A 25,107-nucleotide genomic window follows, 5' to 3' on the forward strand; every position below is an offset into this window, starting at 1 on the left:
CGTATGCGTTATGCCCTTCTGGTGGGACTAGTTATGCTAGTTCTAACAGGTTGTGGAACAAGTATCACAAATCCTCCTCCAATCGGACCAGAATCGACTGGTATTTGGGATAAATTTTTTGTTTATCCATTATCCTGGTTGATTAAGGAATCTGCTGCTTTCTTAGGTGGCAGTTATGGACTTGGAATTTTGGTGGCAACCATTTTTATTCGTACACTGACGTTGCCATTAAACGTAAAACAAATTCGTTCATCAAAAGCAATGCAAGCAATACAACCAGAAATGCAAAAGCTTCGTGATAAGTACAAAAATGATCCGCAAAAAGCTCAAATGGAAACCATGAAGCTGTTCCAAAAGCATAATGTCAATCCGCTAGCTGGTTGTTTGCCAATTTTGGTTCAGATGCCAATTCTGATTGCCTTTTATAATGCAATCATTCGTACCACAGAAATTAGAGAACAAGAATTCTTGTGGATGCAACTTGGTGCAAGTGACCCGCTCTACATTTTGCCAGTGGTGGCTGCATTAACAACATACTTGCAACAGAAGATGATGGGAGCACAAATCCAAAATAACCCACAGATGCAAATGTTCTTATACATTATGCCAATTATGATTTTGGTTATCTCGGTAACTTTGCCTTCTGCACTAGCATTATATTGGGTATACGGTAACATTTATATGATTATTCAAACGTATTTCTTGTATAAAGATAGTCGTAGTGAAAATAGTTCCAAGGGGGGAACTTCCAAGTGAAAAAAGCGCTAGCTTCAGCCAAAACGATTGATGAGGCGGTTGATAAAGCACTGCAAGAACTTGGAGTCACGAAAGAACGAGTAAGTGTACGAGTTCTGGAGGAGCCAAGCAAAGGGTTTCTTGGGTTAATTGGAACACGTGACGCGAAAGTAGAAGTTGAATTGAATTATGATCCAGTGGAAGAAGGGCGTTCTTTCCTAGCTGATGTCCTTCGACAAATGGATTTGCAGGTTACCATCGAGACTGCAAAGCAATCAGATCATTATCAATTTAATATGATTGGACAAGACTTAGGAATGGTAATCGGAAGACGTGGTCATACACTGGATTCCCTACAATATTTGGTGAACGTAGTTGCCAATAAACATTCCGATAAGCATGTTCGAATTATCCTGGATGCTGAGAATTACCGGGCAAAACGTAAAGAAGCACTGGAAAAACTGGCTGCTCGTCTTGCTCATAAAGCAATCCAAACTAGACGCAATGTTAGACTTGAACCAATGTCAGCAGCTGAGAGAAAAGTAATTCATGCTTTTCTACAAAGTCGTTCTGAAGTGGTTACGTTTAGTGAGGGTGAAGAACCTCACCGTTACATTGTAGTATCACCAAAAACCAAGGAAGCCTCTCGTTAGAGGCTTCTTTTTTTTGACCCAATTCTAAGTATTACTAGTGGAAAGTTTGACCTAATTTTTTATCCACAAGAAGGAGTCGGATGTTTCTAACGGATGGCTTTTGCTCATACTGTGGATAAGTGAAGTTGATGTTGGAAAAGCCCCTGACCTCCCTGTTATTTGTGGAAAAAATATGGTAAGCTAAGACGTTAGATGATACACCAACATCATAATTTAGAGGTGAATGAAGTTGAATATGGATACAATTGCTGGAGTTGCTACTCCCATGGGAGAGGGCGGGATCGCTGTCATTCGTGTGAGCGGTGATGAAGCCATTGCGATTGTGGATAAAATATATTGCGGTAAAAATAAGTTATCCACTGTGGATAGCCATACCATACATTATGGGACATTAGCTGATCCCAAAACGAATGAAATGATTGAAGAGGTATTAGTTTCTGTGATGAAAGCTCCGCGTACATTTACGCGAGAGGATGTAGTAGAAATTAATTGTCATGGTGGTTTAATTTCCGTTGAAAAAGTACTTGATTTGGTTTTGGAATACGGAGCTAGATTGGCTGAACCAGGGGAGTTTACTAAACGAGCATTTTTGAATGGTCGTATTGATTTATCTCAGGCAGAAGCAGTTATTGACTTGATTCGTGCTAAGACAGATAAGGCACTAAAAGTGGCGTTATCTCAGGTAGAGGGTAAGTTATCCAAGCTGGTGCGAGCATTACGTCAGGAATTAATTGAAGCAATGGCCCATATAGAGGTAACGTTAGATTATCCAGAACACGATGTTGAAGATTTTACCCAAAATTTATTACTTAACAAATGCGAAGAAGTCAGAAGTCAGATTAAACGACTTTTACAAACAGCCAAACAGGGGAAAATTCTTCGTGAAGGTCTTTCTACCGCAATCGTAGGGAAACCCAATGTAGGAAAATCTTCATTACTAAACAGTTTTGTGCAAGAGGATAAAGCGATTGTTACTGATATAGCTGGTACAACTCGAGATGTTATTGAAGAATACGTCAACGTAAGAGGGGTACCACTTCGTTTGATTGATACGGCTGGTATTCGAGAGACTGAAGATATTGTCGAAAAAATCGGGGTTGAAAAGTCACGTAGCATGTTAAAACAAGCCGATTTAATACTATTGATGGTAAATTATAATGAAGAACTTACTCAGGATGATTATGCTATTTTTGAAGCAGCGAAAGACCTGCAAGTTGTTGTGATTGTAAACAAAACTGATTTGGCTCAGAATCTGGATATGGAGAAGGTAAAAGCAGCTTTTCCTAATCAACCAATTATCTTAACTTCTATAAAAGAGGAAGAAGGAATAGATGAATTGGAAAAGGCGATCGCTGAGTTATTCTTTAGTGGTCGTGTTCAGCAGGAAGATATGACATATGTAAGCAATGCTCGTCATATTCACTTATTAAGACAAGCTGAACAAGCAATGGAAGAAGCAATTATTGGCATTCATGATCGAATGCCTGTCGATATGGTACAAATTGATATTAAGAAAGCATGGGAGTTATTAGGAGAAGTGATTGGAGAGAGTGTTGGTGATGATTTGATCGATCAGATCTTCTCTCAATTCTGTCTCGGAAAATAGGAGGAAAAACATGAACACAACATATAATGGCGACGATTTTGACGTAATTGTTATAGGCGCGGGTCATGCAGGATGCGAATCAGCACTCGCAGCGGCCAGAATGGGATGTAAGACGTTGCTTTTAACGATTAACCTAGATGCGGTTGCTTACATGCCTTGTAATCCATCTGTAGGTGGACCTGCCAAAGGACACGTGGTGCGTGAAATTGATGCGCTAGGTGGAGAGATGGCAAAAAATACAGATCGAACCTATATTCAAATGAGAATGTTGAATACAGGAAAAGGTCCTGCTGTACACGCATTACGTGCGCAGGCTGATAAAATTGCTTACCAGAGTGAAATGAAAAAAACGATTGAAAATACGCCTAACTTAATCTTGCGTCAGGCAATGGTGGAAGAGCTTATTGTAAATGATGGTGTGTGCGAAGGTGTGATTACCAACACGGGAGCTCGCTATAAAGCTAAGGCAGTTGTTGTTACGACTGGTACTTACTTACGTGGAAAAATCATCATCGGTGATTTGCAATATGAGAGTGGACCAAATAATATGCGTCCATCTGTTCGTTTGGCTGAAAACCTGAAAGAACTGGGCCTTGAATTAGTTCGTTTCAAGACAGGGACACCGCCTCGCATTCATAAGAGCAGCGTTGATTTCAGTAAAATGGAGATCCAACCAGGTGATGAAGAACCACGTGCATTTTCCTATGAAACAACAACAGCCATTCCAGATCAACTACCTTGCTGGTTAACCTATACCAATTTGGAAACACATGAGGTTATTCAGGGGAACCTACATCGTGCACCAATGTATTCAGGTGCTATAGAGGGAACTGGACCACGTTATTGCCCATCCATTGAGGATAAGGTAGTTCGTTTTAACGATAAACCGCGTCACCAGATTTTCCTCGAGCCAGAAGGCCGTCATACAGAGGAAATGTATGTTCAAGGGCTATCTACCAGCATGCCAGAAGAAGTACAACTCTCCATGCTTCGCTCCATGACTGGAATGGAAGAGGTTAAAATGATGCGTCCTGGTTATGCAATTGAGTATGATTCTATTGTACCCACACAGTTATGGCCTTCATTAGAAACTAAACTAATTGAAGGATTGTTTACTGCAGGGCAAATCAATGGAACATCCGGTTATGAAGAGGCATCAGGGCAAGGTTTAATGGCGGGAATTAATGCTGCACGCAAAGTTCAAGATAAGCCACCAGTTATTCTGGGACGTGAAGAGGCTTATATTGGAGTGCTAATTGATGATCTAGTAACCAAAGGTACGAATGATCCATATCGGCTGCTAACATCGCGTGCAGAATATCGTTTGCTTCTGCGTCATGACAATGCTGATATGCGTTTAACTGACATCGGTTATGAGATCGGACTGATCAGTGAGGAGCGCTACAAAGCGTTTATTAATAAGCGCGAACAAGTGGCTCAAGAGAAAGAGCGCTTAAACAATACGCGCATCAAACCTGAAAATGAAGAAGCACAACAGGTTCTAAGAGAAACTGGAACTCCTGAGCTGACGGAAGTAATTGATTTGGCGCAGCTTTTACGTAGACCTGAAGTAAACTATGAACACATTCATCGTATCTCACCATCACCTGTGGAGCTTGATGAGGAAGTTCGTGAACAAGTAGAAATTCAGGTTAAGTATGATGGATATATTCGTAAATCACTTGCTCAAGTAGAGAAAATGAATAAAGTTGAAGGTAAGCTAATCCCTAGCGCAATCGATTATACGGTTATCTCAGGTATGTCAAAAGAGGCGAGAGAGAAGCTAGAGAAAATCAGACCTCTTAACATCGGTCAGGCTTCTCGTGTTTCCGGTGTTACCCCAGCTGATATTTCAGTATTGATGGTCTACCTGGAGCAATTCCACCGTGTTTTAACAAAAGCATCGGAGTAGAGGAGATAAGGGATGAGTAAGGAACACTTTGTTACAAGATTAGAGGAAAAAGGTGTTACATTAACCCAAGAGCAACTAGAACAGTTTGATCTCTACTATCGCCTGCTTGTGGAGTGGAATGAAAAAATGAACCTGACAGGCATTACAGAGGAAAATGAGGTTTATACCAAGCATTTCTATGATTCACTTACTTTGGGATTTTATTTTCCATTAAAAGATGTGAGCAAAATGGCCGATGTAGGGGGAGGGGCAGGATTTCCAAGCATTCCGCTTAAAATCTGTTATCCTCATCTGGAAATGACTATTGTAGACTCGTTGCAAAAACGTATGCATTTTCTTGAACATGTAGGTAAAGAGTTAGGTTTAACAGGTCTTTATCCTACTCACGGTAGAGCCGAGGAAATTGGTCAAAACGTTGCTTATCGCGAGAAGTTTGATATTGTGACTGCTCGTGCTGTTGCTAGACTTAACCTGCTAGCTGAGTTTTGCTTGCCATTAGCCCGTGTGGGAGGAACTTTTGCAGCACTAAAGGGACCAGACGTCACACTGGAGCTTAATGAAGCTAAAAAGGCTATTAAAACGCTTGGCGGGAAAACAAACAAGCTGGAGAGTTTTGAGTTACCTGATGATGCTGGAGAGAGAAACATAATTTTGATTAATAAAAAGGAACAGTCTCCAAAAGCATATCCAAGGCGTCCGGGTATTCCAGCGAAAAAACCTCTTATGTAAGCAGGTTTAACCGTAGAAATACGGGCTAAAAGTGCAGTTGGTTTGAAGAATTTGTACGATATTATATAAGAAATCAGCAGTATGAAAGTAAAGCTGTAGATTGAATAGTAAATTGAAGGAAGAGTCTACAAAGCTCTGGTGAAGCTGAAAATAAGTTAGCAATTGCCCCGATTTTGTATGTCTGAGATTATACTTGTTTCAAAAATAGCTTAAATCAGATGGGTAAAAGATTTGAATAAGGTAAACTGGTTGTAGGTTGTAATGGGAGTTGGCATAGATAAGCCAGCTCCTTTACTATGCAGGTATTATTAATGTTTCACGTGAAACATAGAGTTATCCTGGAGTGGTCAGGCAAGAAAGAAAATGTCCTTTTCGAGCAGGATTTAGAACTATTATGAAGAATTATCAGAGGAATAAGTAATACTTCGTACGGATGATTGCACGGTGCAAGTAAGACAGACTGTCGCGTTACTTTTTATTGTAGTTCTTGTTTTAGCCAAGGTCGGAGTAATCTATCAGGGGTAATAGGAACGAAAAGCCATAAATGGTGCGTGTAGCAGATGTTTAAAGTCATTCAAGGTGTAGATAACAAACAGTCTTTCTGTGTGAAAAGAAGTGGGGGATTGCACGATGACAGTTAAAGATCAATTTTCACGTTTATTTGGTCTTTCTGACAGGGGAGAAACAGAGGAGATAAGACAAATACCAGTTGATGAGATTGTCCCCAATCCTTATCAACCAAGAACGGTGTTTGATGACAGCAAGATAGATGAATTATGTCAGACAATCAAGACGCATGGAATTATTCAACCGATAGTTGTAAGGATTAGAAATGACCAATTTGAACTGATTGCAGGGGAGCGTAGATTACGTGCTTCAAAAAAGCTGGGGTTTGAGCGTATTCCAGCAATTGTGAAGGAATTTAACGATACACAAACCGCATCTATAGCGCTTATTGAAAATTTACAGCGTGAAGGATTAACCTCAATTGAAGAAGCATATGCCTATCAAAAACTTATTGATTTGCATAATCTGACTCAAGAAAGCTTAGCTCAACGATTAGGAAAAGGTCAATCAACTATCGCTAATAAATTGCGATTAATTCATTTACCCGAACAAATCAAGGTAGCTTTAATGAACCGGCAGATTACTGAGCGTCATGCAAGAGCACTGATTCCTCTAAAAGATGAAACGTGGCAAATCAGATTGATGGAAGAAATTCTTCTTCGTGAATTAAACGTAAAACAAACAGAGATCCGCGTGAAGCAGATTTTAAATAATCTAGAAAATCCGAAACCCGAGAAAGAGAAGAAAGCAAGAATGAAGGCTTTCTCACGAGATTCTCGTATCGCCATTAATACTGTGCGACAGTCAATTGATATGGTAATTCAAACGGGATTGCCTGTCGAAACAGATGAGGAGGATCACGATGAGTATTATCAATTTACGATTCGTATTCCTAAAAGTCAGAAACCCTAATAGTTGAAAACGCTTGGATAACTACGAGTTACTACTGCATTTATCAAAGGTTATTTTGGGATCATAATAGGTTAGAGGATGAGTGTTGAAGTAGACAGTTTTTCTTATTGTATCAGATGTAAAACTTCATAGAATTACTTCCTGATACGCATGAAAAACAACCTCTATTGAAATACCAGCTTCTTCGAATAGGCTTCATCAATAGTTTTTCATAAGGGAAAGGTTTACTTTAAGTGAGTCTACAGATAAAGCCTCAAGTAAACCGACTAATATTCCATCAGATAAAATCTTTCATCACCCAAGTTCATTTTTGATAACGTTATCTAAACCTAATAGGATGAAACCCTTGTACGATTATACTTTCTAATATAGAAATTAACCTACCATATAGCATGTTATAGAAAACATTCTTCGTTAGTAAAGGAAGAAAGTATACGTATGATTGATAAAGCGTACTACTTTTCTTCCTTTTTTTATTCGTAGGAGAGTATAATGCGCGATAAATGCCGTCTCACTTTGTAGAATAAGATTTTTCTTCATCTTTTCTCTTAACAATGTGTGAGAAAAAGGTAGTTTACGAGGTTTTCATGCTACAATAATTTTTGTAGGAAAATGAATTCCAGATAGATATGTTTTTGTTTTAAGAAACAAAACTTGTATATTATTGGTAGGTAATGAAAGGATCTTCATGTAAGTAAGAAAATTTCTTGAAGGAGATCACTGTTATTTAGTAAAGTTTTTCGTGAGTACGATTAGTGAGGTTGTTTTTTTCACTTATTGAAAGAGGAAAACCATTCTGCTTCATGCAGGAGAGAGATCATAAGTAACATAGACAAAATGAGGTGGAGATGTTGGGGAAAGTAATTGCAGTAGCCAATCAGAAGGGTGGGGTTGGCAAAACAACAACTTCTGTTAATCTAAGCGCATGTCTTGCTTCACTTGGTAAAAAAGTTTTGTTAGTAGATATTGATCCTCAGGGGAACGCAACAAGTGGAGTCGGAATCAATAAAGCAGATGTTCGTTATTGCATATATGATGTTCTGATTAATGACACTAGCCCAGTTGAAGCTACATTACCTACGGAGATGGATAAGCTATTTATTATTCCAGCAACAATTCAACTGGCTGGAGCAGAAATCGAGTTAGTTCCCACTATTTCAAGAGAAATAAGGCTAAAAAAAGCGTTAGAAATCGTGAAAGATAATTACGATTATATCATTATTGACTGCCCACCATCATTGGGTATACTGACAGTTAACTCATTAACTGCTGCTGATTCTGTCTTAATACCTATCCAATGTGAATACTATGCACTTGAGGGATTAAGTCAGCTTCTTAATACAATTCGTCTCGTTCAAAAACATCTTAATTCCAATCTCGCAATCGAAGGTGTACTGTTAACAATGCTGGATGCTCGCACAAATTTAGGTATTCAGGTTATAGAAGAAGTTAAGAAATATTTCCAAGAAAAAGTTTATCGTACAATTATTCCCCGTAATGTACGCTTAAGTGAAGCACCTTCACATGGACAAGCTATTATCAACTATGACCCTCGATCAAAAGGAGCCGAAGTATATACTGAATTGGCTAAGGAAGTGGTCGGCATATGAGTAAACGGTTGGGAAAAGGATTAGGTGCTTTGATAACTTCGAACTTAATTGAAGAAAATGAGCAAATAGCGGACATTCTTGTTCAGGATATTCGTCCCAATCCCTATCAACCTCGAAAAGAGTTTGATGAAACAGCTCTTAAGGAATTAAGTGAATCGATTAAGAGTCATGGTATTATTCAGCCCTTAATTGTAAGAAAAAGCATGAAGGGCTATGAGCTGGTAGCAGGGGAAAGAAGGCTTAGAGCTGCCAAATTGGGTGGGTTGGAGAGAGTTCCCGTTGTAGTTAAGGATTATTCTGATCAGCAATTGGTTGAGTTAGCACTGATTGAGAATTTACAGAGGGAAAATCTGAATCCACTTGAAGAAGCAGAGGCTTATCAAAAATTAATGGAGCATTGTTCATATACGCAGGAAGAGTTGGCGCAGAAAGTAGGAAAGAGCAGACCACATGTCACCAATATCTTGCGCTTGTTACAACTACCTGAAAAGATACAAAGGTTGGTTGCAAACAGTGCTCTTTCCATGGGACATGCTAGAGCATTACTTCCTGTAACGAAAGCAGAACAGCAGTGGAAGCTTGCAGAAGAAGCAATCAAGCATGAATGGACTGTTCGCCATTTAGAAGAAGTGGTTAAAACTTTAAATGTTTCACGTGAAACAAAAAAGACGAAACAATCACGAAAAAACAAGGTTTATGTACAAATGGAGCGTAGATTACAGGCTAGATTTGGGACGGGTGTTCAAATAAACAAAAGCAGTAAAAAAGGTAAAATCGAGATAGAATTTTATTCTGATGATGATTTGCAACGTATTCTAGAAATGCTTCAATTGGAAGAATAATATAGGCGGGACATAACCAGATTAGATGAAAAATGATTTGTCTTAGTGACTTTCCAATAGTATTTTTCCATACGGATACAGATAGAGAAAAGGAGCATATTCCATGTCGATAACATATCTGGATAATGCAGCATCCTCATGGCCTAAGCCTCCAGGGGTAAAGGAAGCAATGATAGAAGTTCTTGATCAGTATGCTGCCAATCCTGGTCGGGGTGGCCATACGTTAGCAATCAAGGCAAGTCGAGTACTGTTCCAAACACGTGTGCAATTATCCAGGTTATTTGGGGTAGATAACCCGAATAACCTCTTTTTTTATCCAAATGCAACAATAGCGCTAAATCAGGCAATCAAGGGATATGTAAAATCAGGGGATCATATCATTACATCATCCATTGAGCATAATTCTGTGAGAAGACCTTTGGAGTATCTGCATAAAACATTGGGAGTAACAATTACCTATGTTCAACCCAGGGAGGATCAACTCTTTTATCTGGAGGATTTCGAGAAGGAGATTACACCCTCAACAAGGCTTTTGGTTGTGAGTCATGCATCTAATCTAACTGGGGTTATTCTGCCTATAGCTGAGTTGGGACAATTGGCAAAGCAACACCAAATCACTTTTTTGGTAGATGCTTCTCAAAGTGCAGGTGTATTGCCTATTGATGTGAGCCAGATGAATATCGACATGCTTGCTTTTCCAGGTCATAAAGGCTTATATGGGCCACAGGGAACTGGTGGTCTTTATGTGACTGATTCGATTGATTTGGAACCTTTGATTCATGGAGGAACGGGTAGTCAGTCCGAAGCGATTGATCAACCTACGACAAGGCCGGATCGTTACGAGAGCGGAACAGCAAATACAGTAGGCGTTGCTGGATTAGGGGTTGGTGTGTCATTTGTACTGGAAAAAGGGATATCCCACATTCATCAGCACGAATGGCAATTGGCAAAGCAAGCACTCGAGCGGCTACAAACAATAGAGGGAGTAGAGGTATACGGTCCTGCACCAACAGTAGAACGGGTTGGTGTGGTTGCTTTCAATATTGCGGGAGCAGACGCGTCTGAGGTCTCTTTTATTCTCGATAAAGAATATCAAATTGCTACGAGGGCAGGATATCATTGTACGCCACTTGGACATGAGACCTCGGGGACACAGGATAAGGGTGCGGTTAGAGCCAGTTTTGGGATCTATAACGATGAAAATGACCTGAATCAACTAATTATGGCTGTACAAGAAATCTCGGAAGCATTTCGTCTGGGTTAATACAAAATCTAAACAGAAGCTGTACAATAGCAGGTAAACACCAAACAAAAATTAATAAGGCCGATTAAGTATATTCGTTTCTATAACTATGTCAGTAACTCACACATAGTTGAGAACAGAAAACGAACCACTTTAATCGGCCATTATTCATATTTATGACATACTGTTATCTCGCAAATAAGAAGAAGAATCCTGCCAGGGAAATGCAATCGGCTGCTCGATTCCTTTTGCAGCCTGATAAATAGCGGAGGCAATAACTTCAGCCATACTCATTACGATATGAAGCCTGGTGTTTTGTAAGACAAAATACTCCATGAAGCCACCAACATTAACGATTCCAGTGATATGAAATGTTCCTACGGCAGGGAGTTCCTTTTTTACTCCTGCACCAGGTTTAACCGGACCGTCAGACACGTTAATGCATCCAACATGTTGAAACTGACCTAAACAGGCATCAATGGCAACAATCAGGGCGTTAGGATGTTTTGTCTCGATTTGTGCAATATGTTCACCAAGATTGACCGCGTGTACTGGTGCTTCCAAGCTCCCATACACGGTGATATGCTCCAGATAGTAGGTTTTAAGCTTGGTTCCAATCAACGGGCCGAGTGCATCACCAGTCGATCGATCAGTACCGATACATAACACAACTAAATCCTGCTCATCCGCTTTTAGTAAAAAACGTTCATAGAGGTGGGCAGACAGCCTGTTTATTGCTGTCCCATGCTGATATTCCACTTTAAACGGAGGAAGGGAAACTTCGGGATTCTCATCATATCGTTTCATCGTTACCTCCAGAAGAGTAAAGTATTCCTAGTATATGGAGATAGAATTGATTTTATACCTGTTTAGGGAGGCTAGTTTGATAGATTACACATCGAATATCTAGTGATGGCGATTAATTACCTAAAATTAGTAGTACATATAATTGCAGGTTTATTGCAGGTTAAACTAGATCAACTAACCAGAAGCATGTAAAATAAAATATGTTTTAACGACTGTGGGACTAAGGAGAGAACTTTGTGGGAGATACAATTTTGATTGCTTTTGATTCAACGCAGCAGGCATTACGTGCAGAAATGCTACTGGAATATGCTAATATCGAAATTGATACCCGACCTACGCCAAAGGAAATTACGGCAGGATGTGCTTTATCCATCGAGTTTCCTTATGAGCAATACAGGCAGGCATGTAAGATTATTCATTCCCAACAGGTTGTGATTAAAGGGATGTATCAATACCAACAGGGAACATACGAAGAGATTAATTTGTTATCAATGGAAGGAGAGGAATAGATGGAAAATGTAGAGACAGCGAAAAGTGCTGGAGAAAAATTATTTGCGGCATTTTTAAATGTGGACTTCTGGATCAATATAGGGTTCACCTTGCTGGAAATAGGACTTGTCCTGCTTATTGCAAGGGTTTTAGTAGCTATGGTTTCCAAAGGGGTAAATAAGGTATTTACCTCACGTCATGGAAACAGAATACAGCTAGAACAAAGACGTATTGATACAATGCGTGTGCTAATCAACAATGTTGTGAGTTATAGCATATATTTTATCGCCCTGCTCATCGCCTTAAAGCAAGTTGGAATAGACCTGCAACCTGTATTGGTTAGTGCTGGGGTACTAGGCTTAGCAGTGGGATTTGGGGCGCAGAGTTTGGTCAAGGATGTAATCACAGGATTCTTCATTATATTTGAGGATCAGTTTGCCGTAGGTGATGTAGTAACCATTAATAATGTAACAGGTACAGTAATGGTTATTGGACTACGCATAACAAAGCTGAAGAGTTGGACAGGAGAGGTTCATATTTTCCCTAATGGTACCATTCAACAGGTAACCAACTTTTCTATTCAAAACTCACTCGCAGTTATTGATATTTCAGTAGCATACGAAGAAGATATTGAGCATGTAGAGCAAATATTGAAGGAAGTTATAGCAAATATGGATAATGAAATAGAAGACATCCTAAGTACTCCACAGGTATTAGGATTGCAGGCTCTTGGCCCTTCTGAAGTTATCATACGAGTTACAGCAGAATGTAAACCAAATACACACGTACCTGTTTCACGCAAAATCAGAGCGAAGGTAAAAGCAGAATTTGACCGCAGGGGTATTGAAATTCCTTATCCAAAAACGGTCATGGTGGGGAATTCTAAAAAGACAGGCGCAAATGAGGGATGAAGGAATGGATAGAAAACAGTTTGAGCTAGGTGATATTGTTCAAATGAAAAAGCCTCATCCATGCGGAACAAATGCCTGGAAAATTATTCGCATGGGCATGGATATTCGCATTAAATGTACCGGTTGTGATCATAGTGTTATGTTGCCTCGATTAGAGTTTGAGAAAAAGTTAAAAAAAATCCTGCAATCAAATGCAACTGAAAAAGCAACAGACACAAATGAATAAGTAAAAAAGAAGCATCTAATTCCTCATAATGAAAAGAGGGAGAAGATGCTTCTCACATTTTTATATAAAACCACTTATCCACAGGAAAAAGATAAACATGTGGATAACACAAAAGGGCGAAATCCTTATTGTATCAAGGTTTCTGCCTGTGTGTAACTTTATCTGATAATTATTATCCACATTATTACCCACAATGAAAAAGAAGGGAAAACACCCCAGGATGTGGACAACAAAAAAGAGCGACATCGACCATCATAACAGAAATAAGAAGCTTTTCCAATAATTTTTTAACAGTTACCCATAAAATATTGTCCTATTTTTTTATGAAAAGCTGTTCAATCTGGGTTTTCTTTTTTCTTGCAATCATCCTTAAGTATCGGTATCATCCAAAATAGTGAAGCTAATGAGGAGTGAATAACAATATGGGTTCAAGTGTTGGAATTGTAGGCTTGCCGAACGTAGGTAAATCTACACTGTTTAACGCCATCACACAGGCGGGAGCAGAATCCGCTAACTATCCTTTCTGTACGATTGATCCAAATGTGGGAATTGTTGAAGTTCCAGATCCGCGTTTGCAAAAGCTAACAGAGATCGTGGTTCCTAATAAAGTAGTACCAACAGCATTTGAGTTTGTAGATATTGCTGGTCTGGTAAAAGGTGCAAGTAAAGGTGAAGGACTAGGTAACCAGTTTTTATCTCACATTCGTGAAGTAGATGCAATTGCTCAAGTAGTACGTTGCTTTGAAGATGAGAATATCACGCATGTGGCTGGTAAAGTTGATCCACTGAGCGATATTGAAACAATCAATTTGGAATTGGTTTTTGCAGACCTTGATTCTGTAACTCGCCGTATCGAAAGAATTGGCCGTAAAGTAAAAGCGGGTGATAAAGAGGCGAAACAGGAACTGGATGTTCTGGAAAAACTGAAAGCTGCTTTTGAAGAAGGACACGCAGCACGCGGTGTGGAGTTAACAGAGGATGAGGTTAAACTCATTCGTGACCTGCATTTGCTAACCATTAAACCTATGCTATATGTATGTAACGTAGCGGAAGATGGAATTCTTACTGCTGATGATAACCCACACGTAAAAGCTGTGCGTAAACACGCTGAAACAGAAGGTGCAGAAGTGGTAATCATCAGTGCCAAGGTAGAATCTGAGATTGCTGAATTAGAAGGCGAAGACAAAGAAATGTTTCTGGAAGAACTAGGTCTTCACGAATCAGGTCTTGATCGTCTGATTCGTGCAGCTTATTCACTACTTGGTTTGATCACTTACTTTACAGCGGGAGTTCAGGAAGTACGCGCATGGACGGTTCGCAATGAAACCAAAGCTCCGCAAGCAGCTGGTGTTATCCACACTGACTTTGAGCGCGGTTTTATTCGAGCTGAAGTAGTAGCTTACAATGACCTGGTTGAAGCAGGTAACGTTGCTGCTGCTCGTGAAAAAGGAAAGTATCGTCTGGAAGGTAAAGAATACGTGGTAAAAGATGGCGATGTTATTCACTTCCGTTTCAACGTCTAGAAACTTGATTTGTCCCACTTGATTTGTTATAATGCAAAAATGCGAGTATATAAATGGGTGCCTATTATAGGTTTCATTGCACTCGCTCCTTGCCCTTGATATCCAAGGGCCGCTAGTCCAAAAGGAGGTGAAAAAGGTATGCGTCAATATGAAGTTATGTACGTATTGCGTCCAGACCTTGATGAAGAGAAAGTGAAAGCGAATGTAGCTCGTTATAGCGACATCGTGACTAACAATGGTGGAGAAGTCACCAAACTTCAAGAAATGGGCAAACGTCGTCTTGCTTACGAGATCCAGAAGCTCCGTGATGGTTTCTACGTTTTGATGAACTTTAAAGCTAATGCAGACGTTGTAGCTGAGACTGAGCGTCTGATGAAAATTAATGACGACGTTATTCGTTTCCTCTTCGTAAGAGAAGACCAGTAATCGTTGTCACGGGGAGGGGAATCTTATGCTAAATCGAGTTATTCTTATTGGAAACTTAACAAAGGACCCAGAGTTGCGTTATACGCCTAATGGTGTTGCAGTTACTACTTTTACCCTGGCGATTAATCGCCCTTACTCAGGAGCCAATGGCGACAAGGAGACAGACTTTATTAATATCGTAGCATGGCGCCAGTTGGCTGATCTTTGCGCGAACTACCTTCGTAAAGGTAGAAAAGCTGCAGTAGAAGGTCGCTTGCAGACTAGAAGTTATGATAATAAAGAGGGCAAAAAGGTATACGTAACAGAAGTTGTTGCTGATAACGTACAGTTCCTAAGCTCACGTGAAGCGGGTGAGGGTAACACTGGTTATGATTCTGGCCAAGGCTATGGATCACGTCCTGCTGCAGCTTCCAGAAATAATAACAATGATCAGCATAGTGATCCCTTCGCCGATGCTGGAAAGCCGATCAACATCTCTGATGATGATCTACCTTTCTAAGAAGTTCAAAAACTATCACATCCTTAAGAAGGAGGGACTATCATGGCACGTAAAGGACGCCCTAATAAACGTCGTAAAGTATGTTACTTTACTGTTAACAAGATCAAAAAGATCGATTACAAAGATACCGATCTACTGAAGAAGTTCATCAGCGAGCGTGGTAAAATTTTACCTCGTCGTGTAACTGGTACTTCTGCTAAATACCAACGTATGCTGACAGTTGCAATCAAACGCTCTCGTCAAGTAGCGTTGCTGCCATATACGGCTGAATAAGAGTATAAGAGATAAAGGGGGGCACAGAAACGTGGCCCCTCTTTTTCAATATTGAAGAAGGGAGTCGGTATCCGTTGCAAAATCGCACAAAACAACTTGCGGAAAATGCCTTATTATTAGGTATTGCTGGCGTTTTTCTCTTTTTGGGATTAAACGTCCTGCCGTTTTTTGCTAATATTTTTCTGCCTATTCCCTTCATTTTGTTGGGATTAAGACGTTCTGGGAAAGAAATGCTGGTTATCAGTTTGGCTTTTGCATTATTAGGCATGCTGCTAAGTAATATTCCCGGAATAATTGTGGCGATTGGCGGAGTTTTAATCGGCTGGTCTATGGGGTATGCCTATAAAAAGACTAACAGGGCTTTTCCAGGTGTATTTGCTGGTTCAATTGTCTCTGTTCTCATGACTTTGGTCGGAATCTATATTACCCTTCAGATTTTTAATATCAATCCTCTTGATCAAATAAATCAGGCCTTCCAAACCGTTATGAATAGCGACCAGTTCTTCGGAATGGTACCTGCTGGTTATACACTGGAACAATGGAAAGAATCAATGGAAATGTTGCGCATGACTCTCGTATCTATGCTTCCATTTTTCTTGGTAGCTTCAGGTTTTATCGCGACAGCCCTTATTCATTGGCTAGCTAGAATGATTAGCAAGCGGTTACGTGTAGCAATTCCTGCAATGCCACCTATTCGCGAATGGAAAATACCTCGCGTGTTGTTATTCATTTACTTAATTGTCATGCTGTTGATGTTTTTTAATCAGAGTAATCTTTACGAACAAACTTGGGGTTCCACTTTAATTAGCGTCTTCTACTCGCTACAGGTGCTCTTTTTTGTCCAAGGGATTAGTTTTATATCCTTTGCTGTACATAAGTACAAAAATAATCCACGCTTTCGAGGAGTTATGATAGGAGTATTTATTTTTCTTCTATTAGCTACTATACTTAGCATGGGTGCCATTTTAGTGATAGCAACCTTGGTAGGATTCATCGGGTTACTTGATATAGGCATACATTTGCGTACAAAACTTGAGTCTAGAAAGTGAAGAGGAGCTGAGTAAATGCCCAAGTTCCTATTTAAGCGTTGGTATGGTTTGCATATGGTATTGGCTATCACCCTCAGCTTGTTATTAGTAGCCATTCTGACGTTGTATCATTGGGTATACGGTGTAATCGGGATTCTGTTAGTGATTGGATTAATTATAGCCACTTTACAGGTCGAAAAAAGATTTCAACAAGACTTAAAAATGTATATGGCAACGATTAACCATCGTGTAAAAAAAGCAAGTGAAGGTCTTTTACAAGAAATGCCGATTGGTATCCTGCTGTTTAATGAAGAAAAAGTATTGGAATGGGCCAATCCTTACATGCAGAAAATCACTAATCAAGAATCTTTGATTGGGAAAGAACTTGTAGAAGTATTCCCTGCACTAGACTGGAAACCGGAACAGAAAAAAATAGATTTTGCCTATGGAGAACGAATATATGAGGTTCTCATTAGACCGGAGGAAAGACTGCTGTATTTTACAGATGTTACGGAATACAAGGAATTGGCAATACGCTATCAACAGGAAAGAACGGTTATGGGTATCATTCATTTAGATAACCTGGATGAATTAAGCCAAGTAATGGACGATCAAAGCCGGACATTGCTAACTACAAGTGTATCCGGTGTTATTATAGAATGGGCCGGGAAGCATGGGGTTTTTCTACGTCGTATCAGTTCTGACAAGTTTATTGCGATCATGGATCGAGCAGCTCTTGATAAACTGGAAGAAACTCGTTTTGAAATCCTCGATGTTGTAAGGGAAATGACCGTTGATAATAAAATACCTATTACGTTGTCGATCGGGATTGGAGCGGGAATGCCTACTCTTGTTGAGGTAGGAAAAAACGCACAATCTAGCTTAGACATTGCTTTGGGACGCGGTGGCGATCAGGCAGCTGTCAAGATTGGCAATAAGCTGAACTTCTACGGTGGTAAATCAAATGCTGTAGAGAAACGGACACGTGTACGTGCCAGAGTTATTGCTCATGCCTTGCGAGATTTGATTCACGAGGCTGATCAGGTTATCGTAATGGGTCATAAAAATGCAGATATGGACTCTATTGGGGCATGTCTGGGTGTTTTAAAAGCTGTACAGATTCATGATAAAAAAGCACATATTGTACTCGATAGTACGAATGCCGGTATTGATCGTTTAATGAAAGAGGTATATCAATCACCGATTGCTGAATGGTTTGTAACACCTGAGCAGGCATTTCAGCTTATTACAACCCGGACGCTGCTGGTTATTGTAGATACACATCGTCCATCACTAGTTATTGAACCACGTCTTTTGGAAGAGACCAGTCGCGTTGTGGTAATTGATCACCATAGACGCTCAGAAGAATTTATAGAAGACCCTGTTCTTTTATACTTGGAACCTTATGCTTCATCTACATCAGAACTAGTTACAGAATTACTTCAGTATCAAAGCGATCGTGTAAGTCTTGATAGTGTAATTGCGACTGGATTGCTATCCGGGATCGTTGTGGATACCAAAAGCTTTGCCTTCCGCACAGGATCACGTACCTTTGAAGCAGCTTCTTTCCTGCGGAGAAATGGTGCTGATACAGCGATGGTGCAACGGTTTCTTAAAGAGGATATCCAGCAATTCATCAAGCGTGCTCGTGTCGTAATGAATACAGAGGTATTTAAAGACCGAATTGCTATTGCAATAGGGGATGCAAATGAAAGCTATACTCAGGTACAAGTTGCTCAAGCCGCTGAAGCGTTACTGACACTGGAAGGAATACAGGCCTCCTTTGTAGTAGCCATGCGTTCTGATGATGCGGTCTTGATAAGCGCTCGTTCCCTGGGAGATATAAATGTACAATCGATTATGGAAAAAATGGGCGGCGGCGGTCACTTGAATGGGGCAGCCACTCAAATTAAAGATATATCTATTCCTGATGCAGTCAGAATGCTGAAGGATGTAATTAACACAGAATTGTAAGGAGGACGTTTCTCATGAAAGTAATCTTTTTGAAAGACGTAAAAGGACAAGGTAAAAAAGGTGAAATCAAGGATTTGTCTGAAGGTTATGTTCGTAATTTCCTTCTACCAAAAGGATTGGTTAAAGAAGCAACTGATGGAAATGTAAAAGCGTTAGATGCTCAAAAGAAAAGTGAACAGAAACGTAAGGAACAGGAAAAAATTGATGCCCAACAATTGGCTGAGAAAATGAACGAAATGACCGTTAAAATAGAGGGTAAAGCCGGTGAGGGCGGACGTCTTTTTGGCGCGATTTCCAGTAAGCAGGTAGTTGAAGCGTTGGAAAAACAATTTAACTTAAAAGTAGATAAACGTAAACTAGATATGGAACCTATTCGTTCCTTGGGAGTAACTCAAGTAAAGACAAAACTACATCCCGATGTAGTAGCTACACTAAAGGTGCATGTAGTAGAAGCATAAGTAATCTAACGAAGAAGTTGAGGGGTGTATTGTGAGCGATTTGTTTTTGGACCGTGTGCCACCGCAGAATATTGAAGCGGAGGAGTCAGTTTTAGGTGCGGTGTTTTTGACGAAAGAAGCGCTCATTACCGCAATGGAACTTCTTCGCCCAGAAGACTTTTATAAAACATCTCACCAGCGCATCTTTAATACCATGCTTGACCTTTATGAAAAAGGAGAGCCTGTCGATCTTGTTACCGTAACTGCATCGCTACAGGACCAAAAATTGCTAGAGGAAACAGGTGGCGTCGTTTATCTAACCTCCTTGGCAAGTTCAGTGCCTACTGCAGCAAATATTGGGTACTATGCAAAAATCGTCGAAGAAAAATCGCTTTTACGTCGCCTTATTCGTACAGCAACAAAAATTGCAAACGATGGTTATGGGCGTGAAGACGAAGTAGGCGAAATTATTGCTGATGCAGAAAAATATATTTTAGAAATTGCCCAAAACCGTAATAGTGGCGGGTTTATTCCAATTAGAGATGCGTTGATGGAAACTTATGAGCGCATTGAATTTTTGAGTCAGCGTAAAGGTGACGTAACCGGGATTCCTTCCGGGTATCCTGATCTTGATAAAATGACGGCTGGATTTCAGCGGTCTGACCTAATCATTTTGGCTGCTCGTCCATCTGTTGGTAAGACGGCATTCGCTTTGAATGTTGCCCAAAATGTAGCAGCACGAGCAAATGAAACTGTAGCCATATTTTCATTAGAGATGTCAGCTTCCCAACTGGTTCAGCGTATGATTTGTGCTGAGGGGAATCTGGATGCTTCTCGTATGCGTTCAGGGGCTCTGGAAGAAGATGATTGGCAAAAACTAACGATGGCTATCGGGACCTTGGCAAAGGCACCTGTGTACATTGACGATACTCCTGGTATTACCGTTCAGGATATCCGGGCAAAATGCCGTCGACTTCAAACGGAAAAAGGCTTGGGTATGATTCTGATTGACTACCTACAATTAATCTCTGGACGAGGTAAAGGAGATAATCGTCAGCAGGAAGTATCGGAAATTTCCCGTACACTTAAGGGGATTGCTCGTGAGTTGAATGTACCTGTTATTGCTTTGTCGCAGCTTAGCCGTTCTGTTGAACAGCGTCAAGATAAACGACCTATGATGTCTGATATTCGTGAATCGGGTTCTATTGAGCAGGATGCTGATATTGTAGCGTTCCTGTATCGTGACGATTACTACGACAAGGAAACAGAGGCTAAAAACATCATTGAAATTATCATCGCAAAGCAACGTAATGGTCCTACAGGAACGGTTGAATTGGTCTTTCTCAAAGAGTTTAATAAATTCGTTAGTCTTGACAATAGGTTTAGGGAAGTTGGCTAAGTTGAATCAAGCTATCTCTTAGGTACTAGTTATAAGTGTACCTGAGAGATAGCTTTTTTTATTTTTTGTCTATTACTTATACACATTGTAAATAATAGTAAATGACCAATTGCATCTAATTGGTAAAGTTATTCACGAACGTATTATGAATTTAATATAATAATGTTCGGGATTTGGTTGACATACCGATCTTGCTTTAGTAAAATGATTTTGTTTTTCTGATTATTATCAGGAGGTGTTTTCATTGTCAACAGTCGTGGTTGTAGGAACCCAATGGGGCGATGAGGGAAAAGGGAAAATTACCGATTACCTGGCAGAAACTGCTGAGGTAGTGGCTCGTTACCAGGGTGGTAACAATGCAGGTCACACAATTATTTTTGATGGGAATAAGTATAAGCTTCATCTCATTCCTTCTGGGATATTTTATACAGATAAAATTTGTGTAATTGGAAATGGTATGGTTATTGATCCTAAAGCATTGATAGCTGAACTAGATTACCTACATGGACATGGCTTTAGTACCAACAATCTAAAAGTAAGCGATCGTGCTCATGTTATTCTTCCTTACCACATCAAGCTAGATGGTGTAGAGGAAGAGAGTCGCGGTGCTAATAAAATCGGTACAACTCGCAAAGGTATTGGTCCAGCTTACATGGATAAAGCGGCGCGTATCGGTATTCGTATCGCTGACTTGATGGATGCAGAAGAGTTCAAAGAAAAACTGAGCCGCAATCTGGAAGAAAAGAACCGCATCCTAGAGAAATTGTATGGAGCGGAAGGCTTCAAACTGGAAGAAATCTATGAAGAGTATCTAAAATACGCGGAAATTATTCGTCCTTATGTAACGGATACTTCTGTTGTTCTAAACGATGTTATCGACAATGGAAGTCGTGTCTTGTTTGAAGGTGCTCAAGGTGTCCTGCTTGATATCGACCAAGGTACCTACCCATATGTAACCTCCTCTAGCCCAATTGCTGGTGGTGTTACAATTGGTTCCGGTGTAGGTCCATCCAAGATTCATCAGGTAATTGGGGTTGCAAAAGCATATACGACTCGTGTTGGAGATGGTCCATTCCCAACAGAGCTTCATGATGAAGTTGGTGACTTGATTCGTGAAGTAGGATTTGAGTTTGGTACTACAACAGGTAGACCACGTCGTATCGGTTGGTTTGACAGTGTAGTACTTCGTCATGCTCGTCGTGTAAGCGGCATTACTGGACTAGCAATCACCAAGCTGGATACGCTGTCTGGTCTTGAAACCTTGCGTATTTGTACCGCTTATAAGTATAAAGGTGAAATCCTTGAGCATTTCCCTGCTAGCCTAAAAGTATTGGCTGAATGTGAGCCGGTATATGAGGAACTTCCAGGCTGGTCTGAGGATATTACAGGTGTGCGTAACCTGAATGACCTTCCAGAAAATGCACGTCATTACATTGAGCGTATTACACAGCTAACTGGCGTTCCTATGTCCATTTTCTCTGTTGGACCTGATCGTGAACAAACAAATGTTGTTCGTGGAATTTACGTGTAATAACAAATAGAAGGATGCTTGGTAACCCTGGTTATGATCAGGTTCCCAAGCATCCTTTTTCTTTTTTTCTGGACAGTCACCACTTCACCCCATCTGGGCATATTGTATCCTATACCAAATGAAAACGGGGTGTTTGATAATGGGATTTGATCAAAAAGCAATGAGTTTGGTAGGAAAAAATGTTGAGGTAAAGATGTTTAATGGCTCAATCATTAGCGGAACCATGACACATGTAAGCAAGGGGTATGTCTGCTTTGTAATTGGAGTAAAAGAGGAAGCGCCAGCGAAAAAGAAAGAAATTCGCCGTCTGTCCATCCGAGATATTACATCAATGCTGCCTATTAAATAAATGAGAATAGGAAGAAGTTCATATGTATGCAGGGGAAGAAACAGCCACTTTCTTTATTTGAGAAAAGTGGCTGTTTTTTAACTGGATCAGAAAGTATAAACTTCGGAGCTTCTCACCCTGATACGCATGAAAAACATCCTCTAAGGAAGGATCAGCTTCTTCGAAAAGACTTCGATAGAAGTTTTTCTAATGGTCGGTTGTTTCTACTGCTAAAACATACCCCCGTATTTTTGAATGATTTTCTCAGCATTGCTACTGACAGCATCATCAACAAGTACGGTTAGCATATTACCTGGCATATTAAATTCTGCTCCACGATCCGCCATCCCACTGGCAGAAGGATCAACGGCAGCCATTACACTGGCATCGCGCCCACTAGGAAAATCTGCATCTAGTGTCATGCTCCCCAAGCTAGAAATTTTGCCTTGAATGGGGTTCGTAATTTTTTCTACGCCTTCGCCAGGATAGTTGCTAACACCATTAAGTTGAACGGTAGAACAGCCCATTTCACGCAGTTCCTGTGCGGCTTTCTTTGCGTTTTCCAATATTTTAAAACCAGCAATGATACTTATTTCTTTCATCTAAAACGTCCTCCCAATATAGCAGGTACTAGTAACAATTTTATTTTCTGTCGCAAAAAAAATGTCAATTTATTTTTCATCAACAAATTGTTACTAGTAGTATGACAGAGGAGTAAACTGTTTATTCGACCGGATTTTACACTTGATGACAGTTATAGTGTTGTGATACAGTCTTTGTAGTTGGCTTTTAGAAGGAAGAATGTCGAGAGTTGGAAGTAAGTAATAAACTAATGGAAAATTTTGTTATTTTCGACATAAAATCAGACACAATGTAATTAGACATTTTTGATGTTGGAGAGGCTTATAGGAGGTTAAAATGATGCAACCGGCCGAATGGAAAGACTGGTTGGTTAAGCGTGTCAAGTCATTGCTTGATACTAATAATCAGGGTTCCAGACAAATCGCTAAACGGACTTGGGCATATATCCTTGGCCATAGAAAACAATCTGCTACTATTGCAGCTGTATTCGTACTAGGTCTATCCAGTGCTACATACGCATATTATTCGGCAAACACCGCGACTTTATATCATGTAAAGTTGAACGGTAAAGAATTAGGCGTAGTGGACAACCCTTCAGTTGTCGAAACATGGATGGATAATAAACGTAAAAATGAAGAAGAAAAACAAGGTGCTGCTCTAACCCTTAGCGACAAGATTGTATATGCAGAAGAACAAGTATTTAATGGAAAAGTAGATAACGAAGAAACTCTGCGCACTCTAGATGCAGAATTGGACCTTCATGTTGAAGCTGTTAAAATTACAGTTGATGACAAAGTGGTTGGTTATGCTGCCAACGAAGAAGAAGCTAATAAAGTATTAGACAGCGTAAAAACACGTTATAGCGGGGTTCTCCCTAAAAAAGAAACAAAGCAAGAGGTTAAGGCTGCGTCCTTGCCAGATACTGTAGTAAAAACCGTTGAATTCAAAGAAGAAATAGATATGGAAAAGGATTCAATTCTGGCTGAGCAAATTATGCCAGTAGAAGAAATAGAACAACTCCTGTTGAAAGGAACGGCGCAAGAAGCAGTCCATTCAGTGAAACAGGGAGATACAATTAGCGGTATTGCTAAACAATATGGAATTACCCAAAAAGAAATACTTAGAAACAATCCTGGCCTTACAGAAACAACACTTTTGCAACTAGATCAAAAGTTAAATGTAACGGAGGTCCGTCCTTTTGTTACGGTTCAAGTGGTGGAGAATCTAACAACAGAAGAACCTGTTTATCATAAGATAGAGACAAGATCGAATCCAAAAATGCTTAAAGGCGAAACAAAAGTCGTCCAAGAAGGCAAGAATGGTCAAAAACGAGTACAATATGAAGTGGTAAAAGAGAATGGGCAACAGGTTGCCAAAAAGGTTCTTTCATGGGATGTACTTCAAGAACCTGTAACGAAAGTAGTAGAAAAAGGGACAAAAGTAATTGCTGATCGTGGTTCAGGTCGTATCATTTGGCCAGCAAAAGGAAATATTAGCAGCGGATATGGTAAACGTTGGGGCCGTCTGCATAAAGGACTGGACATTGCAGGCTCAGGTACGATTGTAGCTGCAGACAACGGTCGTGTGGTACAAGCTGGTTGGAATGGTAACTATGGTCTTAGTGTGACCATCGATCATAACAACGGCATGCGTACGCTTTATGGGCATATGCGTAGTATCAACGTTAAGAATGGACAAGTTGTCAGTCAGGGAGCTCCTATTGGTGTAATGGGTTCTACTGGACAATCAACTGGTGTTCATTTACATTTTGAAGTTATTAAAAATGGTTCAGTGATTAATCCACTAACCATGCTACGATAAAGAGAAATAAGAGAAACAGACCAATCTGGTAATCAGGCGGGTCT

General features: G+C 40.1%; 25 protein-coding genes. 23 read left to right on the forward strand and 2 right to left on the reverse strand.

Going from position 1 to position 25,107, the window contains the following annotated elements:
- Window positions 1-3: 3 nt before the first annotated feature.
- From yidC to LM917_RS13315, 9 genes are all read left to right on the forward strand, one after another.
- Window positions 4-756, forward strand: a complete 753-nt coding sequence (yidC, locus tag LM917_RS13275; RefSeq protein ID WP_232698094.1) for a membrane protein insertase YidC — start codon at window positions 4-6, stop codon at window positions 754-756.
- Complete coding sequence (jag, locus tag LM917_RS13280; RefSeq protein WP_232698012.1) at window positions 753-1,388, forward strand: RNA-binding cell elongation regulator Jag/EloR; 636 nt, start codon at window positions 753-755, stop codon at window positions 1,386-1,388. The genes yidC and jag overlap by 4 nt, the downstream gene beginning before the upstream one ends.
- Window positions 1,389-1,617: 229 nt before the next feature.
- Window positions 1,618-2,994 (forward strand): tRNA uridine-5-carboxymethylaminomethyl(34) synthesis GTPase MnmE, encoded by a 1,377-nt coding sequence (gene mnmE / locus LM917_RS13285; RefSeq protein ID WP_232698013.1) that lies wholly within the window; start codon window positions 1,618-1,620, stop codon window positions 2,992-2,994.
- A 10-nt stretch (window positions 2,995-3,004) separates the two neighbouring features.
- Window positions 3,005-4,906: a tRNA uridine-5-carboxymethylaminomethyl(34) synthesis enzyme MnmG gene (mnmG, locus tag LM917_RS13290; protein ID WP_232698014.1), complete on the forward strand. Its 1,902-nt coding sequence runs from the start codon at window positions 3,005-3,007 to the stop codon at window positions 4,904-4,906.
- A gap of 12 nt (window positions 4,907-4,918) precedes the next feature.
- Window positions 4,919-5,635: a 16S rRNA (guanine(527)-N(7))-methyltransferase RsmG gene (gene rsmG / locus LM917_RS13295; RefSeq protein ID WP_232698015.1), complete on the forward strand. Its 717-nt coding sequence runs from the start codon at window positions 4,919-4,921 to the stop codon at window positions 5,633-5,635.
- A 630-nt stretch (window positions 5,636-6,265) separates the two neighbouring features.
- Window positions 6,266-7,114, forward strand: a complete 849-nt coding sequence (gene noc / locus LM917_RS13300) for a nucleoid occlusion protein (protein ID WP_232698016.1) — start codon at window positions 6,266-6,268, stop codon at window positions 7,112-7,114.
- 851 nt (window positions 7,115-7,965) lie between these two features.
- The gene (locus LM917_RS13305; RefSeq protein WP_232698095.1) at window positions 7,966-8,724 is read left to right on the forward strand and encodes a ParA family protein; all 759 of its coding nucleotides are present in this window, start codon (window positions 7,966-7,968) and stop codon (window positions 8,722-8,724) included.
- Window positions 8,721-9,566 (forward strand): ParB/RepB/Spo0J family partition protein, encoded by an 846-nt coding sequence (locus LM917_RS13310; RefSeq protein ID WP_232698017.1) that lies wholly within the window; start codon window positions 8,721-8,723, stop codon window positions 9,564-9,566. The genes LM917_RS13305 and LM917_RS13310 overlap by 4 nt, the downstream gene beginning before the upstream one ends.
- A gap of 103 nt (window positions 9,567-9,669) precedes the next feature.
- On the forward strand, window positions 9,670-10,830 hold the full coding sequence (locus LM917_RS13315; protein ID WP_232698018.1) for an aminotransferase class V-fold PLP-dependent enzyme: 1,161 nt from the start codon (window positions 9,670-9,672) through the stop codon (window positions 10,828-10,830).
- Between the two features lie 153 nt (window positions 10,831-10,983).
- On the opposite strand, the gene yyaC is transcribed toward LM917_RS13315, so the two are convergent.
- Window positions 10,984-11,616 carry a spore protease YyaC gene (gene yyaC / locus LM917_RS13320; protein WP_232698019.1) on the reverse strand — a complete coding sequence of 211 codons (633 nt, stop codon included), beginning with the start codon at window positions 11,614-11,616 and terminating at the stop codon, window positions 10,984-10,986.
- 236 nt (window positions 11,617-11,852) lie between these two features.
- Here yyaC and LM917_RS13325 point away from each other — a divergent pair, with 236 nt between their 5' ends.
- From LM917_RS13325 to LM917_RS13385, 13 genes are all read left to right on the forward strand, one after another.
- Window positions 11,853-12,125, forward strand: coding sequence for a putative Se/S carrier protein (locus LM917_RS13325; RefSeq protein WP_309241952.1), 273 nt, complete (start codon window positions 11,853-11,855; stop codon window positions 12,123-12,125).
- Window positions 12,126-13,016, forward strand: a complete 891-nt coding sequence (locus LM917_RS13330; RefSeq protein ID WP_232698020.1) for a mechanosensitive ion channel family protein — start codon at window positions 12,126-12,128, stop codon at window positions 13,014-13,016. It begins immediately after the preceding gene.
- 4 nt (window positions 13,017-13,020) lie between these two features.
- Entirely contained in the window at window positions 13,021-13,242 is a 222-nt protein-coding gene (locus LM917_RS13335; protein ID WP_232698021.1) for a DUF951 domain-containing protein, read from the forward strand.
- 422 nt (window positions 13,243-13,664) lie between these two features.
- Entirely contained in the window at window positions 13,665-14,765 is a 1,101-nt protein-coding gene (gene ychF / locus LM917_RS13340; RefSeq protein ID WP_232698022.1) for a redox-regulated ATPase YchF, read from the forward strand.
- Window positions 14,766-14,903: 138 nt separating this feature from the next.
- The gene (gene rpsF / locus LM917_RS13345) at window positions 14,904-15,191 is read left to right on the forward strand and encodes a 30S ribosomal protein S6 (RefSeq protein ID WP_232698023.1); all 288 of its coding nucleotides are present in this window, start codon (window positions 14,904-14,906) and stop codon (window positions 15,189-15,191) included.
- Window positions 15,192-15,216: 25 nt separating this feature from the next.
- Window positions 15,217-15,690 carry a single-stranded DNA-binding protein gene (locus LM917_RS13350; protein WP_232698024.1) on the forward strand — a complete coding sequence of 158 codons (474 nt, stop codon included), beginning with the start codon at window positions 15,217-15,219 and terminating at the stop codon, window positions 15,688-15,690.
- Window positions 15,691-15,732: 42 nt separating this feature from the next.
- Entirely contained in the window at window positions 15,733-15,963 is a 231-nt protein-coding gene (gene rpsR, locus LM917_RS13355) for a 30S ribosomal protein S18 (protein ID WP_232698025.1), read from the forward strand.
- Window positions 15,964-16,037: 74 nt separating this feature from the next.
- Window positions 16,038-17,012 carry a YybS family protein gene (locus LM917_RS13360; protein WP_232698026.1) on the forward strand — a complete coding sequence of 325 codons (975 nt, stop codon included), beginning with the start codon at window positions 16,038-16,040 and terminating at the stop codon, window positions 17,010-17,012.
- A 15-nt stretch (window positions 17,013-17,027) separates the two neighbouring features.
- Window positions 17,028-18,965 carry a DHH family phosphoesterase gene (locus tag LM917_RS13365; RefSeq protein WP_232698027.1) on the forward strand — a complete coding sequence of 646 codons (1,938 nt, stop codon included), beginning with the start codon at window positions 17,028-17,030 and terminating at the stop codon, window positions 18,963-18,965.
- A gap of 14 nt (window positions 18,966-18,979) precedes the next feature.
- Window positions 18,980-19,423, forward strand: coding sequence for a 50S ribosomal protein L9 (rplI, locus tag LM917_RS13370; RefSeq protein ID WP_232698028.1), 444 nt, complete (start codon window positions 18,980-18,982; stop codon window positions 19,421-19,423).
- A 31-nt stretch (window positions 19,424-19,454) separates the two neighbouring features.
- Window positions 19,455-20,801: a replicative DNA helicase gene (dnaB, locus tag LM917_RS13375; RefSeq protein WP_232698029.1), complete on the forward strand. Its 1,347-nt coding sequence runs from the start codon at window positions 19,455-19,457 to the stop codon at window positions 20,799-20,801.
- A gap of 244 nt (window positions 20,802-21,045) precedes the next feature.
- Entirely contained in the window at window positions 21,046-22,332 is a 1,287-nt protein-coding gene (locus LM917_RS13380) for an adenylosuccinate synthase (protein ID WP_232698030.1), read from the forward strand.
- Window positions 22,333-22,471: 139 nt separating this feature from the next.
- Window positions 22,472-22,681, forward strand: a complete 210-nt coding sequence (locus LM917_RS13385) for a hypothetical protein (RefSeq protein WP_232698031.1) — start codon at window positions 22,472-22,474, stop codon at window positions 22,679-22,681.
- A 209-nt stretch (window positions 22,682-22,890) separates the two neighbouring features.
- On the opposite strand, the gene LM917_RS13390 is transcribed toward LM917_RS13385, so the two are convergent.
- Window positions 22,891-23,262, reverse strand: coding sequence for a hypothetical protein (locus tag LM917_RS13390; RefSeq protein ID WP_232698032.1), 372 nt, complete (start codon window positions 23,260-23,262; stop codon window positions 22,891-22,893).
- A 319-nt stretch (window positions 23,263-23,581) separates the two neighbouring features.
- On the opposite strand from LM917_RS13390, the gene LM917_RS13395 reads away from it, so the two are divergent.
- Window positions 23,582-25,063, forward strand: a complete 1,482-nt coding sequence (locus LM917_RS13395; protein WP_232698097.1) for a peptidoglycan DD-metalloendopeptidase family protein — start codon at window positions 23,582-23,584, stop codon at window positions 25,061-25,063.
- Window positions 25,064-25,107: the final 44 nt, after the last annotated feature.

The sequence above is a fragment of the Brevibacillus daliensis genome (assembly GCF_021245735.1).
GTDB classification, from domain to species: Bacteria; Bacillota; Bacilli; order Brevibacillales; family Brevibacillaceae; genus Brevibacillus_B; species Brevibacillus_B daliensis.

Excerpts from the sequence above, each read along its gene's own strand:
- yidC (WP_232698094.1), top strand. The coding sequence starts at position 4 with ATGCGTTATGCCCTTCTGGTGGGACTAGTTATGCTAGTTCTAACAGGT.
- mnmG (WP_232698014.1), top strand. The coding sequence starts at position 3,005 with ATGAACACAACATATAATGGCGACGATTTTGACGTAATTGTTATAGGC.
- rsmG (WP_232698015.1), top strand. The coding sequence starts at position 4,919 with ATGAGTAAGGAACACTTTGTTACAAGATTAGAGGAAAAAGGTGTTACA.
- noc (WP_232698016.1), top strand. The coding sequence starts at position 6,266 with ATGACAGTTAAAGATCAATTTTCACGTTTATTTGGTCTTTCTGACAGG.
- LM917_RS13310 (WP_232698017.1), top strand. The coding sequence starts at position 8,721 with ATGAGTAAACGGTTGGGAAAAGGATTAGGTGCTTTGATAACTTCGAAC.
- LM917_RS13315 (WP_232698018.1), top strand. The coding sequence starts at position 9,670 with ATGTCGATAACATATCTGGATAATGCAGCATCCTCATGGCCTAAGCCT.
- yyaC (WP_232698019.1), bottom strand. The coding sequence starts at position 11,616 with ATGAAACGATATGATGAGAATCCCGAAGTTTCCCTTCCTCCGTTTAAA.
- LM917_RS13330 (WP_232698020.1), top strand. The coding sequence starts at position 12,126 with ATGGAAAATGTAGAGACAGCGAAAAGTGCTGGAGAAAAATTATTTGCG.
- LM917_RS13335 (WP_232698021.1), top strand. The coding sequence starts at position 13,021 with ATGGATAGAAAACAGTTTGAGCTAGGTGATATTGTTCAAATGAAAAAG.
- ychF (WP_232698022.1), top strand. The coding sequence starts at position 13,665 with ATGGGTTCAAGTGTTGGAATTGTAGGCTTGCCGAACGTAGGTAAATCT.
- rpsF (WP_232698023.1), top strand. The coding sequence starts at position 14,904 with ATGCGTCAATATGAAGTTATGTACGTATTGCGTCCAGACCTTGATGAA.
- LM917_RS13350 (WP_232698024.1), top strand. The coding sequence starts at position 15,217 with ATGCTAAATCGAGTTATTCTTATTGGAAACTTAACAAAGGACCCAGAG.
- rpsR (WP_232698025.1), top strand. The coding sequence starts at position 15,733 with ATGGCACGTAAAGGACGCCCTAATAAACGTCGTAAAGTATGTTACTTT.
- LM917_RS13365 (WP_232698027.1), top strand. The coding sequence starts at position 17,028 with ATGCCCAAGTTCCTATTTAAGCGTTGGTATGGTTTGCATATGGTATTG.
- rplI (WP_232698028.1), top strand. The coding sequence starts at position 18,980 with ATGAAAGTAATCTTTTTGAAAGACGTAAAAGGACAAGGTAAAAAAGGT.
- LM917_RS13385 (WP_232698031.1), top strand. The coding sequence starts at position 22,472 with ATGGGATTTGATCAAAAAGCAATGAGTTTGGTAGGAAAAAATGTTGAG.
- LM917_RS13390 (WP_232698032.1), bottom strand. The coding sequence starts at position 23,262 with ATGAAAGAAATAAGTATCATTGCTGGTTTTAAAATATTGGAAAACGCA.
- LM917_RS13395 (WP_232698097.1), top strand. The coding sequence starts at position 23,582 with ATGCAACCGGCCGAATGGAAAGACTGGTTGGTTAAGCGTGTCAAGTCA.